Annotated in this window: 15 protein-coding genes; all 15 read left to right on the forward strand. The window is 60.3% G+C overall.

Translation table 11 applies throughout. The features are described from left to right. Positions 1-27 precede the first annotated feature (27 nt). Positions 28-966 carry an ACP S-malonyltransferase gene (gene fabD, locus V6F91_RS19620; RefSeq protein WP_332767306.1) on the forward strand — a complete coding sequence of 313 codons (939 nt, stop codon included), beginning with the start codon at positions 28-30 and terminating at the stop codon, positions 964-966. 16 nt (positions 967-982) lie between these two features. Next, positions 983-1,726 (forward strand): 3-oxoacyl-ACP reductase FabG, encoded by a 744-nt coding sequence (gene fabG, locus V6F91_RS19625; RefSeq protein ID WP_332767308.1) that lies wholly within the window; start codon positions 983-985, stop codon positions 1,724-1,726. 196 nt (positions 1,727-1,922) lie between these two features. After that, positions 1,923-2,159 (forward strand): acyl carrier protein, encoded by a 237-nt coding sequence (acpP, locus tag V6F91_RS19630; RefSeq protein WP_332767310.1) that lies wholly within the window; start codon positions 1,923-1,925, stop codon positions 2,157-2,159. 108 nt (positions 2,160-2,267) lie between these two features. Next, positions 2,268-3,512: a beta-ketoacyl-ACP synthase II gene (gene fabF, locus V6F91_RS19635; RefSeq protein WP_007908259.1), complete on the forward strand. Its 1,245-nt coding sequence runs from the start codon at positions 2,268-2,270 to the stop codon at positions 3,510-3,512. Next, complete coding sequence (gene pabC, locus V6F91_RS19640; RefSeq protein ID WP_332767313.1) at positions 3,512-4,327, forward strand: aminodeoxychorismate lyase; 816 nt, start codon at positions 3,512-3,514, stop codon at positions 4,325-4,327. Before fabF ends, pabC begins: the two co-directional genes overlap by 1 nt. 3 nt (positions 4,328-4,330) lie before the next feature. Beyond that, positions 4,331-5,503 (forward strand): endolytic transglycosylase MltG, encoded by a 1,173-nt coding sequence (gene mltG / locus V6F91_RS19645; protein WP_332767315.1) that lies wholly within the window; start codon positions 4,331-4,333, stop codon positions 5,501-5,503. Between the two features lie 19 nt (positions 5,504-5,522). Continuing rightward, positions 5,523-6,155: a dTMP kinase gene (gene tmk, locus V6F91_RS19650; RefSeq protein ID WP_332767317.1), complete on the forward strand. Its 633-nt coding sequence runs from the start codon at positions 5,523-5,525 to the stop codon at positions 6,153-6,155. Then, positions 6,148-7,131 carry a DNA polymerase III subunit delta' gene (locus tag V6F91_RS19655; protein WP_332767319.1) on the forward strand — a complete coding sequence of 328 codons (984 nt, stop codon included), beginning with the start codon at positions 6,148-6,150 and terminating at the stop codon, positions 7,129-7,131. The genes tmk and V6F91_RS19655 overlap by 8 nt, the downstream gene beginning before the upstream one ends. A 42-nt stretch (positions 7,132-7,173) precedes the next feature. Next, positions 7,174-7,530, forward strand: a complete 357-nt coding sequence (locus V6F91_RS19660; RefSeq protein ID WP_090285187.1) for a PilZ domain-containing protein — start codon at positions 7,174-7,176, stop codon at positions 7,528-7,530. A 12-nt stretch (positions 7,531-7,542) separates the two neighbouring features. Further along, a complete protein-coding gene (locus tag V6F91_RS19665; protein WP_332767324.1) occupies positions 7,543-8,334 on the forward strand; it encodes a TatD family hydrolase in 792 nt (263 codons plus the stop codon). Positions 8,335-8,684: 350 nt separating this feature from the next. Beyond that, positions 8,685-9,323 (forward strand): TetR/AcrR family transcriptional regulator, encoded by a 639-nt coding sequence (locus V6F91_RS19670; protein ID WP_090285183.1) that lies wholly within the window; start codon positions 8,685-8,687, stop codon positions 9,321-9,323. A gap of 137 nt (positions 9,324-9,460) precedes the next feature. Then, positions 9,461-10,429, forward strand: coding sequence for a GTP 3',8-cyclase MoaA (locus V6F91_RS19675; protein ID WP_090285181.1), 969 nt, complete (start codon positions 9,461-9,463; stop codon positions 10,427-10,429). Positions 10,430-10,594: 165 nt separating this feature from the next. Continuing rightward, positions 10,595-11,200, forward strand: a complete 606-nt coding sequence (locus V6F91_RS19680) for a DUF4823 domain-containing protein (protein WP_090285180.1) — start codon at positions 10,595-10,597, stop codon at positions 11,198-11,200. Between the two features lie 15 nt (positions 11,201-11,215). Then, entirely contained in the window at positions 11,216-11,776 is a 561-nt protein-coding gene (locus V6F91_RS19685; protein ID WP_332767330.1) for a DUF1285 domain-containing protein, read from the forward strand. A gap of 132 nt (positions 11,777-11,908) precedes the next feature. After that, on the forward strand, positions 11,909-12,625 hold the full coding sequence (locus V6F91_RS19690) for a FadR/GntR family transcriptional regulator (RefSeq protein WP_332767332.1): 717 nt from the start codon (positions 11,909-11,911) through the stop codon (positions 12,623-12,625). Positions 12,626-12,734 lie beyond the last annotated feature (109 nt).

Raw genomic sequence — 12,734 nt, forward strand, 5'->3', positions numbered from 1 at the left:
ACGACAAGATCATTAGGGGCTTGTTACATGTCTGCTTCCCTCGCATTCGTCTTTCCAGGACAGGGTTCGCAGTCCCTCGGCATGCTGGCCGAGCTGGGCGCGCAACATCCGCTGATCCTCGAAACCTTTCAAGAAGCCTCTGCTGCGCTGGGTTATGACCTGTGGGCGTTGACCCAGCAGGGCCCGGAAGAGTTGCTCAATCAAACCGACAAGACCCAACCGGCCATTCTGACCGCCTCGATCGCCTTGTGGCGTCTGTGGCTGGCGGAAGGTGGTGCGCGTCCGGCATTCGTTGCCGGTCATAGCCTGGGTGAATACAGCGCGCTGGTCGCCGCTGGCAGCCTGACCCTGGCTGATGCGGTCAAGCTCGTCGAGCGCCGCGGTCAGCTGATGCAGGAAGCGGTTCCGGCCGGGCAGGGCGGCATGGCTGCCATTCTTGGCCTGGAAGACGCTGACGTGCTGGCAGCTTGCGCCGAAGCGGCGCAAGGTGAGGTGGTCAGCGCAGTCAACTTCAACTCACCGGGCCAGGTCGTGATTGCCGGCGCCAAGGCTGCCGTCGAGCGCGCCATTGAAGGCTGCAAGGCTCGTGGTGCCAAGCGCGCCATGCCGCTGCCGGTAAGCGTGCCATCGCACTGCGAACTGATGCGTCCGGCCGCCGAGCGGTTTGCCGAAGCCATCGCCGCCATCGACTGGCAGACGCCGCAGATCCCGGTGGTACAGAACGTCAGTGCACAAGTGCCGGCCGACCTGGAAACCCTCAAGCGTGATCTGCTCGAACAGCTCTACAAACCAGTGCGCTGGGTCGAGTCGGTGCAGACGCTGGCCGCCAAAGGCGCGACCAATCTGGTCGAATGTGGTCCGGGCAAAGTCCTGGCCGGTCTGAACAAGCGTTGCGCCGACGGCGTTGCGACTTCCAACCTCAATACCCCAGATGCCTTCGCTGCCGCTCGCGCAGCGCAGGCCTGAATCAGGAGAAACTTGCATGAGTCTGCAAGGTAAAGTTGCACTGGTCACCGGTGCAAGCCGCGGTATCGGCCAGGCCATCGCGTTGGAGCTGGGTCGTCAGGGCGCAATCGTGGTCGGCACCGCGACCTCCGCGTCGGGCGCCGAGCGCATCGCCGCGACCCTGAAGGAACACGGTATCCAGGGCACCGGTTTCGAACTCAACGTCACCAGCGACGAATCGGTCAGCGCGGTACTGGCAGGCATTCAGGAGCAGTTCGGTGCGCCGGTGGCGATTCTGGTCAATAATGCCGGCATCACCCGCGATAACCTGATGATGCGCATGAAAGACGATGAATGGTACGACGTGATCGATACCAACCTGAACAGTCTGTATCGCCTGTCCAAGGGCGTTCTGCGTGGCATGACCAAGGCGCGTTGGGGTCGAATTATCAGTATTGGCTCGGTGGTGGGTGCCATGGGCAACGCCGGCCAAGTAAACTATGCAGCCGCCAAGGCCGGTCTGGAAGGTTTCAGCCGGGCGATGGCGCGTGAAGTCGGTTCGCGTTCGATTACGGTCAACTCGGTGACCCCAGGGTTCATCGACACCGATATGACCCGCGAGCTGCCTGAAGCACAGCGTGAAGCCTTGCAGACGCAGATTCCGCTGGGTCGTCTGGGGCAAGCTCAAGAGATCGCGTCCGTGGTCGCTTTTCTTGCATCCGACGGTGCGGCATACGTGACCGGGGCTACAATCCCGGTGAACGGTGGGATGTACATGTAAGTAAAATGTGACGGATTGCTTCAAAAAAATGTCATACGAGCTGTCTAAAATCCGTTATAAAGCTGCAATCTATTTATAGGCAGAGGGTCGCAGGGTTTGAGGAGTGAAGCTTTCAGTTGAAAAACTGAAAAGTCTTTCTATACACTTACCCACTGGCCAGCTGCCTGAATTTGTCCATTAGGAGTGAAAACAAGGTATGAGCACCATCGAAGAGCGCGTCAAGAAAATCGTTGCCGAGCAACTGGGTGTCAAACCGGAAGAAGTAGTCAACACCGCTTCCTTCGTTGAAGACCTGGGTGCCGACTCCCTTGACACCGTTGAGCTGGTGATGGCTCTGGAAGAGGAATTCGAGACCGAAATCCCTGACGAAGAAGCTGAAAAGATCACTACTGTACAAGCTGCAATCGACTACGTTACTGCCCACCAGGCGTAATCGTTTTTAGTCGTCGCTAGCTGTCATGGAAAAACCGCACTGCCATTACGGCGTGCGGTTTTTTCTTTAGGCCTGATGCAAAGTCGTCATTCGAAAAAGGAGAGTGCTGTGTCGCGTAGACGCGTCGTAGTCACCGGTATGGGTATGTTGTCGCCACTGGGCACGGATGTGCCGAGCAGTTGGCAGGGCATTCTGGCTGGCCGCAGTGGCATTGGTCTGATCGAACACACCGACCTTTCTGCCTATTCCACCCGTTTCGGCGGCTCGGTCAAGGGCTTCAATGTCGAGGAATACCTGTCGGTCAAGGAAGCGCGCAAGCTCGACCTGTTCATTCAGTACGGCCTCGCCGCTGGCTTTCAAGCCGTGCGCAACGCCGGGCTGGAAGTCACCGACGCCAACCGTGAGCGCATCGGCGTTGCCATGGGTTCGGGGATTGGCGGTCTGACCAACATCGAAGAAACCAGCCGTACCCTGCATGAGACCGGCCCACGACGGATTTCGCCGTTCTTCGTGCCAGGCTCGATCATCAATATGATTTCCGGTTTCCTGTCCATCCATCTGGGTGCACAGGGACCTAACTACGCCATCGCCACCGCATGCACCACCGGTACGCACTGCATCGGCATGGCGGCGCGCAACATCATGTACGACGAAGCCGACGTGATGATTGCCGGCGGCGCCGAAATGGCCGCGTGCGGTCTGGGCATGGGCGGCTTCGGCGCGTCCCGTGCGCTGTCGACCCGCAACGACGAACCGACCCGTGCCAGCCGTCCGTGGGACAAGGGCCGTGATGGTTTTGTGCTGTCTGACGGTGCCGGTGCGCTGGTGCTCGAAGAGCTGGAGCATGCCAAGGCGCGCGGCGCGACCATCTATGCTGAACTGATCGGTTTCGGCACCAGTGGCGATGCCTTCCACATGACTTCGCCACCGGCCGACGGCGCCGGTGCCGCACGCTGCATCACCAATGCGCTGCGCGACGCGAAAATCAATGTCGATCAGGTGCAATACATCAATGCTCACGGCACCTCGACCCCGGCCGGCGACCTTGCCGAAGCCAATGCGATCAAGTCGGTGTTTGGCGATCACGCCTACAAGCTGGCGGTCAGCTCGACCAAGTCGATGACCGGTCACCTGTTGGGCGCAGCTGGCGCGGTCGAGGCGATCTTCAGCGTACTGGCAATCAACAGCCAGGTGGCGCCGCCGACCATCAACCTCGATGAGCCGGACGAAGGCTGCGACCTCGATTTCGTGCCGCACACTGCGCGCAACATGGACATCGATGTCGTGTTGTCGAACTCCTTCGGTTTTGGCGGCACCAACGGCACCCTGGCGTTCCGCCGGTTCGCAGGCTGATGGACTGCTGGGTCGACGGTCAACCGGCTGACAGTCTGTCGCTGAAAGATCGCGGCCTGGCTTACGGCGATGGTCTGTTCGAAACCATCGCCGTGCGTGGCGGCCAGCCGATCCTGCTGGATCGGCACCTGGCGCGTCTGGCCGAGGGCTGTGCGCGGCTGGCCATCGTTGCTGATATCGAACAGATCGGCGACGAACTGCTGCGCTATGCGGCAGCGATGGGCGAGGGCGTGCTCAAACTCATTCTCACCCGTGGCGACGGTCAGCGCGGTTATGCGCCTGATCCCGCAGCGCCGGGCCGACGCATTCTGCAAGGCAATCCTCCTGCCGCTTATCCCGCTGCCCATGCCGAGCACGGCGTACGCCTGTTTCCGTGCAACACGCGGCTATCCAGGCAGCCATTGCTGGCCGGGCTCAAACACCTCAATCGACTCGAACAGGTACTCGCCCGCGCCGAATGGCAGGACAGCGAGCACGCCGAAGGCTTGATGCTCGACCGCACCGGACGGGTCATTGAAGGTGTGTTCAGCAACCTGTTCATCGTCCGCGACGGCGTGTTGATGACACCGGATTTGCAGCGCTGTGGCGTGGCTGGTGTGATGCGCGCAGAAATATTGTTTCAGGCCGAGTCATTGGCCATTCCCAGCCAAATCACCGATATCCGCCTGGAGCAGCTGCAATGGGCGGATGAAGTGTTTGTCTGCAACAGCGTGTATGGCGTGTGGCCGGTACGCGCCTACGCTGCACTGAGCTGGCCGGTTGGCCCGCTCACCCGTAAACTGCAAACCCTTGCCCGCGCCCTATTGGATGCCTGATTTGTGAGACGTAAACTTTTGCTGCTGCTGGAAACCGGACTGGTTCTGGCAGGGCTGCTGTTGGGCGCCAGCGCCTGGAAGATTCACAGCGCGCTGGAACAGCCTCTGAACATCACGCAGGAAGAACTGCTGGATGTGCCGAAAGGCTCGACGCCGACCCGTACTTTCCTTTCTCTCGAAACCGATGGCGTCATCAAGGACGCGTTCTGGCTTCGCGTGTACTGGCGCTTCAACCTCGCCGGCACGCCCATCCACAGCGGCGAATACCGCATGCAGCCAGGCATGACCGTCAACGGTCTGATCGACTCGTGGAAGCGCGGCGATGTGGTCCAGTACAGCCTGACGCTGGTCGAAGGCTGGAATTTCCATCAAGTGCGCGCCGCGCTGGCCAAGGACGAAAAGCTCGAACAGACCCTGAACGGTTTGAGCGACAGCGACGTCATGACGAAGATCGGGCATAAAGGGCTGTTTCCGGAAGGGCGGTTCTTTCCCGATACCTACCGCTTCGTGCGCGGCATGTCCGATGCCGAGCTGCTGAAAAAGGCCTTTGCTCGTCTCGACGAAGTGCTGGCCAGCGAGTGGGAAAAACGTTCCGTCGATGCGCCTTACAAAGAGCCGTATCAGGCGTTGATCATGGCTTCGCTGGTCGAGAAGGAAACCGGCGTACCGCAGGAGCGCGGGCAGATTGCCGGGGTTTTCGTACGACGCCTGGCGCTGGGCATGCAACTGCAGACCGACCCGACGGTGATTTACGGCCTCGGTGATCGCTACACCGGCAAGCTGACCCGTGCGCACCTGAAAGAGCCAACGGCCTACAACACCTATGTGATTCCTGGCCTGCCGCCAACGCCGATCGCGATGGTCGGGCGTGAAGCGATTCACGCTGCGCTGAATCCGGTGGAGGGCACCAGCCTGTATTTCGTCGCCCGTGGTGACGGCAGCCATGTGTTCTCCGATGACCTGGATGCGCACAACAATGCGGTGCGCGAATATCAGCTCAAGCGTCGTGCCGATTACCGATCCAGTCCCGCACCGGCAACGGCGCCGGAAGCGCCGGCAACCGAGGAAGCGATTCCGGCGGCCTCGCCCAATCCTGCGCCGGAAACATTGCCACAGGTTACGCCGCAGGAGCCTGCGCCGGCACCGGATGCCGCTGCCCCCGAAAACGCGCAATGACTTTGATTAAGGACTGCCTGTGACTGGCTTGTTTATTACCCTCGAAGGCCCGGAAGGCGCCGGCAAAAGCACCAACCGCGAATACCTCGCCGAGCGCCTGCGCGCCGCCGGTATCGAGGTTGTGCTGACCCGTGAGCCGGGTGGCACGCCACTGGCCGAGCGGATTCGCGATGTGCTGCTGGCCCCGGCCGACGAAGTCATGAACCCCGATACCGAGCTGTTGCTGGTCTTCGCCGCGCGCGCGCAGCATCTGGCCGAGGTGATTCGTCCGGCATTGGCCCGTGGCGCGGTGGTGCTGTGCGATCGTTTCACCGACTCGACATACGCCTATCAGGGCGGCGGTCGCGGATTGTCGCTGGAGCGCATCGCCGCCCTGGAAAGCTTCGTCCAGGGCGATCTGCGCCCGGACCTGACCCTGATTTTCGACCTGCCGGTGGAAATCGGCCTGGCGCGCGCCAGCGCTCGTGGCCGGCTGGATCGTTTCGAGCTCGAAGGGCGGGCCTTTTTCGAAGCGGTGCGCAGTGCATTCCTCAAGCGTGCCGAAGCCGATCCTGCACGCTATGTGCGGATCGACGCCGGTCAGCCGCTGAGCAAGGTGCAGCAATCGCTGGATACCCTGATTCCGAATCTGGTGGAGCTGAGCCGTGGCTGAGGCCTATCCGTGGCAGGACAGCCTTTGGCAGCAATTGGCCGGGCGTAGCCAGCACGCCCACGCCTATCTGCTGCACGGCCCGGCCGGTATTGGCAAGCGGGCCCTGGCCGAGCGCCTGATGGCCAGCCTGCTGTGTCAGCGTCCGACGCCGCAAGCGTGCGGCGACTGCAAATCCTGTCTTTTGCTCAAGGCCGGCAGCCACCCGGACAATTACATTCTTGAACCGGAAGAAGCCGACAAGGCCATCAAGGTCGACCAGGTGCGCGATCTGGTCAGTTTCGTCGTGCAGACCGCGCAACTGGGCGGGCGCAAAGTGGTACTGATCGAGCCGGTCGAGTCGATGAACATCAACGCCGCCAACGCCTTGCTGAAAAGCCTTGAAGAGCCGTCTGGCGACACCGTGTTGCTGCTGGTCAGCCACCAGACCAGCCGTTTGCTGCCGACGATCAAGAGCCGCTGCGTGCAGCAGGCCTGTCCGTTGCCGGGTGAGGCGATGAGCCTGCAATGGCTGGCGCAAGCGTTGCCGGAGTGTTCCGAAGAAGAGCGGGTCGAACTGCTGACATTGGCGGCCGGCTCGCCGTTAATGGCGGTCAGCCTGCAAGCCCAGGGAGTTCGTGAGCAGCGTGCGCAAGTGGTCGAGGGCGTGAAAAAGTTGCTCAAGGGCCAGCAGTCGCCAACGCAATTGGCCGAGGAGTGGAAAAACATTCCGATGCTGCGCCTGTTCGACTGGTTCTGCGACTGGTCGAGCCTGATCCTGCGCTATCAACTGACTCAGGACGAGGCCGGCCTCGGTCTGCCTGACATGCGCAAGGTCGTGCAGTACCTGGCACAGAAAAGTGCACAAGGCAAAGTCCTCGATATTCAGGACTGGATTCTCGCCCAGCGGCAGAAGGTGCTGAGCAAGGCCAACCTCAATTCGGCGTTGCTGCTCGAAGCTTTATTGGTGCAATGGGCGGGATTGCCTGGTCAAAGATAGAAATGTGTACCTAGACTCTGCACATCAGCAGTGGAGGTGAACATGCTTGAACCGATCAGCCCCGGCCCGCGCAACGGCATTCTGTCCCTGACGATCAAGGACAAATCCGTGCTGTATGCCGCCTATATGCCTTTCATCAAGAACGGTGGCTTGTTCATCCCGACCAACAAGAGCTACCGGTTGGGCGACGAGGTGTTCATGCTGCTCAATCTGATGGACGAGGCGGAGAAGATCCCGGTTGCCGGCAAGGTCGCCTGGATTACGCCCAAAGGTGCGCAGGGCAATCGTGCCGCCGGTGTCGGCGTGCAGTTCAACGACGGCGACGACACCGCGCGCAGTCGCATCGAAACCCATCTGGCCGGAGCGTTGAAGTCCGACCGTCCCACCCACACGATGTAAGATGCCGTTTTTATGCTCGTAGATTCCCATTGTCACCTTGATCGCCTTGACCTCGCCGCCCATGACGGCTCGCTGGATGCTGCGCTCGATGCAGCTCGCGGGCGCGGCGTCGGGCACTTTCTGTGCATCGGCGTCAGCGCCGACAACGCCGCCGACGTCAAAGCCCTCGCCGAGCGGTATGCGGATGTGGATTGCTCGGTTGGCGTGCATCCGCTCGACGTCCAGCCCGGCGCTGCGCCGGCGCTCGACTGGCTGCTGCACGAACTCGATCACCCGAAAGTGGTGGCAATCGGCGAAACCGGTCTCGACTATCACTACGAACCGGAGGCCGCCGAGCTGCAGCAAGCGTCCTTCCGCCTGCACTTGCAAGCCGCGCAACAGACCGGTAAACCAGTGATCATCCACACCCGTGGTGCGCGGGCCGACACGCTCGAGCTGCTGCGCGAAGCCGCATTGCCTCAGGCCGGTGTGCTGCACTGTTTCACCGAAGACTGGGACATGGCCAAAGCCGCGCTGGACATGGGTTATTACATTTCCCTGTCGGGCATCGTCACCTTCCGCAATGCCGATGCGTTGCGCGATGTCGCCAGCAAAGTGCCGGCAGATCGCTTGTTGGTGGAGACCGATTCGCCTTATCTGGCGCCGATCCCTTATCGCGGCAAGCCCAACCTGCCGCAGTATGTGCGCGAGGTGGCGGAGTTTCTGGCGATGCTGCGCGGCGAAAACTACGAGCGCTTTGCCGAGCAGACCACCGATAACTTCATGCGTCTGTTTCCCTTGGCGAGTGTTAAGTCTGCTCTGTAGCGGTTGGCCAAATCGCAGGCAAAAAAAACCCGGGTTCTGGGGGGTGAATCCGGGTTAAGACCATTAGGAGTAAAACAAAGGCACGCGGTCCCTTGGTACCTTTACCGGCGCGACACTTGGGGGAGATGTCGCCCGACAGTTCAAGTATTGATCAGTCTGGCGCGCAGTCCAGTAAGCCGGTCGGGATTTTTAAACAAATTTGGAATACGTTCGCTTCAGTTGAGTTCTCATTGCCCCTGAAACGTTCCCAAAATGAACGACAAACACAGATATGGTCGATGATCCGTGCTTTTTTGCGCAAGTTAGGCATAATACGCGGCTTCGTATTTTGACCCTTCAGACCTTTTCTTATGCACAAAGAACCTCGTAAGGTCCGTGAGTTTCGTCGCCGCGAGCAGGAAATTCTCGATACCGCGCTCAAGCTGTTCCTCGAACAAGGTGAAGACAGTGTCACCGTCGAGATGATTGCGGATGCCGTGGGTATCGGCAAAGGCACGATCTACAAGCACTTCAAATCCAAGGCCGAGATCTATCTGCGCCTGATGCTCGATTACGAGCGCGATTTGAACGAGCTGCTGCATTCGGCGGACGTCGACAAGGACAAGGAAGCGCTGTCGCGCGCCTACTTCGAATTCCGCATGCGCGACCCGCAGCGCTATCGCCTGTTCGACCGTCTCGAAGAGAAGGTCGTCAAAGGCAATCAAGTGCCGGAAATGGTCGAGGAGCTGCACAAGATCCGCGCCTCGAACTTCGAACGCCTGACCCTGCTGATCAAGGGCCGCATCAGCGAAGGCAAGCTTGAAGACGTGCCGCCGTACTTCCATTACTGCGCTGCCTGGGCGCTGGTGCACGGCGCAGTCGCGCTGTACCACTCGCCATTCTGGAGCAATGTGCTGGAAGATCAGGAAGGCTTCTTCCAGTTCCTGATGGACATCGGCGTGCGCATGGGCAACAAGCGCAAGCGCGACCCGGAAACGCCGAGTAGCTGAGCCATTCAGCCGGCTTATTGCGTCGTGATTTCGCTACAGGTCGCAATACCGCAGGAAAATACTCAGGCATAGGGCTTGCTAAAACTTGAATTCTGAGTCAAGTTTTAGCCGCTCGATTTTCCATCGCCGGAGTGATCATGATCGTTGACCGTCAAGGCAGGCGTTTTCGCAATTTGCGTATCAGCCTGACTTCCGCCTGCAATTACGCCTGTACCTACTGCGTGCCCAACGGCAAGCGGCTGGTGGCGGCGCAGGACGAGTTGTCGGCCGAAGCCATGGCCCGCGGCGTGGCGTATCTGATCGAAGCGGCCGGCATCGAGCGCTTGCGCATCACCGGCGGCGAGCCGCTGGTCAGCCCCAAACTCGAATCGTTCATGAGCGCCGTCGGCAAGATGGGCCTGGATGACATCAGTCTGACCACCAATGGCCAGCTCCTGACGAAAAAACTCCCCTTGCTCATCGATGCCGGCCTGCGCCGCATTAACGTCTCCCTCGATACCCTCGACCCGGCAGCGTTTCGCAGTATCGCCCGTGGTGGTGATCTGGCCAGCGTACTCGATGGCATGCAACAGGCCGCCGCGGCGGGCATGAAGATCAAGGTCAACATGGTGCCGTTGCGCGGGCAGAACCTTGATCAGGTGATGCCGTTGCTCGATTACTGCCTCGAACGCGGATTCGAACTGCGTTTCATCGAGCTGATGCGCATGGGCCATCTGGCCAAGGACTCCAATGCGTTCCTGCAGCAGTTCGTCAGCCTCGAGCAACTGCTAAGCCTGATCGGCGAGCGCTACGAATATGCGCAGACCGACGCGCCGATCGATGCCACTGCGGTTCGTTATGCGATTCCCGGTCTGGGTAACTTCGGTGTGATCGCCAACGAAAGCGTGCCGTTCTGCCGGACCTGCTCGCGCCTGCGCCTGTCTTCGACGGGTTGGCTGCATGGCTGCCTGTCGTCGAGCAACCGCCACTATGTCGGCGATCTGCTCGACAAGCCGCGGCATGAGGCGTTGCCGGCGTTGCAGCGTTTGCTGATCAAGGCGCTGGGGGACAAGCAGGAGGTGGCGTTTTCCGGTGGTGCTACCGTCATGAAGATTATCGGCGGCTGATTAACCGCTTTCGCGAGCAGGCTCGCTCCCACCCTGGAATGCATTTCACATGTGGGAGCGAGCCTGCTCGCGAATGCGTCTGGCGCTGAATCTTCAGAGCTGGCGCAAAAGCTGCATTCAACGGCCATTCGCCGGTTTTCCGTCACCGGCCTTTGGAGGAATAGGATGCGTAGCCTGGTTTTGCTGCTGGCCGTTTTGGCGCTTGGCGGCTGTATGACTGTCAGCGATATGGCCGAAGGCACTCGCTACCAGATGAGCGATGCCGGTTTGCTGGACCACAGCGACAGTCGTCGCGTGAACAACTTCCGCATTCAGCCGGACTCGTTCATCTACATCGCTCAGGGCGCTTTTGCGCCGCCGGGCGGTTCCTATCCGCGGCCGAATGTGGTCGCCGAAGAAGCCTTCAAGGGTTTTGTCGAATACTTCCCGATGGTCCGCCGCGCCCGCGCTCCCGAAGGCCTTGACCAGGCCATGGGCGAAGCTCGTGATGCCGGCGCGCATTATTTGTTGTACACGCGTTTCGCCAAGGCTGATGACCGCATCGGCAACTCCGATGAATGGCTCGATCAGGAAGCGGTCGACCGCCTCGGTATCGACGGCGGCGTGATTCAGATCATGTTGATCGAGACCAGCACCCAGTATTTGATTGATACTGCACGGATCAAAAGTCGTGGCGGTTTACTGACGTTCCACGACAACAAGCCTGAAGACCTGATCGGCCCGCCACTGGCGCAATATGCACGCAGTCTGCTGGGGATCGGCAACCAATAACCGAAGGAGGACGCCATGAGTGGCCCGCAAAAAGCCAATGACCTGTTGGGACAGATCCCCAAAACCAAAGGCCTGCCGCCGGTGCACTTGTGGAACCCGGACTTCTGCGGCGACATCGACATGCGCATCGCCCGCGACGGCACCTGGTATTACCTGGGCACGCCGATCGGGCGCAAGCCGATGGTCAAGCTGTTCTCGACGATCATCCGCCGCGACGGCGATGATTATTTCCTGATCACGCCGGTCGAGAAGGTCGGCATCAAGGTCGACGACGCGCCGTTCGTGGCGATCGCCGTTGAGGTACAAGGCGAGGGCGAAGCGCAAGTGCTGCGCTTCACCACCAACGTCGATGAAACCACCGAGGCCGGACCCGAGCATCCGCTTCGTGTCGAGATCGATCCGAAGACGCAGGAACCCGCGCCTTATGTGCATGTACGCACTAATCTTGAAGCGCTGATCCACCGCAACGTGTTCTACGAGTTGGTGGAGTTGGCCGTCAGCCGGGAAATCGATGGCCTGCGCTGGCTGGGCGTATGGAGCGGCGGCGAGTTCTTCCGCATCGGTCTCGAACCTTAGAACTAAACCCCTGTGGGAGCGAGCAGGCTCGCTCTCACAATGGGTTTTTGGTTTGCCTGAAAAATATCCGATTGACTGTTATTCGTATGATGATTAGCTTGTTCACCCATCGCGAACCGCTTTGAGGTGTTCATGTCCAGCAGCTTTCATGCGTCAACCGTTGACTGGCTGGGCAGCTGGATCGCCGCGGGCCAGGTGCGACCGGGGCAGACCATCAAGGTCGAGGCGGATCTGGGCGAACAGCTCGGAGTCAGCCGCACGGTGATTCGCGAAGCGATCAAAACCCTCGTCGCCAAAGGCATGCTCGAAGTCGGGCCGAAAGTCGGCACGCGGGTCTTGCCGGTGCGGCGCTGGAACCTGTTCGACCCGCAAGTGGTCGGCTGGCTGTCGCGCAATGGTTTGCCGGAGAACTTCGTCGACGACCTGCTCGACTTGCGTCGTACCATCGAGCCGATGGCGGTGCGCTGGGCCTGCGAACGCGCAACCCCGGAACAGACCGAGGCGGTGAAACTGGCCTATCACGCGCTCGAACGCGCAGTGGACAGCGGCATCGATTACAACCGCGCCGATCAGGCCTTCCACGAATGCATTCTCGCCGCCAGCCATAATCAATTTATCGAACAGATGGTCCCGGCCCTCGGCGCGCTGCTCGCGGTGTCGTTCGAAGTGTCGGCCGCCGACCCGGATGAACTGCGCCGCACGTTACCGATCCACAAGGACATGGCCGACGCCATCGCCGCCCGCGACTCAACGCGCGGCGTTTGGGCGTGCATGACCCTGATCGACAACGCGGATCTGGCGATAAAACGTTTTTACCCGAAAGTCATGGCCGACAAAAAAGCCAGCTGAAAAACGCGAGACACTTGTGGGAGCGAGCCTGCTCGCGAATGCGTCAGGTCAGATACATCATCATTGACTGACTCTCCGCCTTCGCGAGCAAGCTCGCTCCCACAGTAAA

It is taken from the genome of Pseudomonas koreensis, assembly GCF_036668835.1.
Classification (GTDB): Bacteria; Pseudomonadota; Gammaproteobacteria; order Pseudomonadales; family Pseudomonadaceae; genus Aquipseudomonas; species Aquipseudomonas koreensis_I.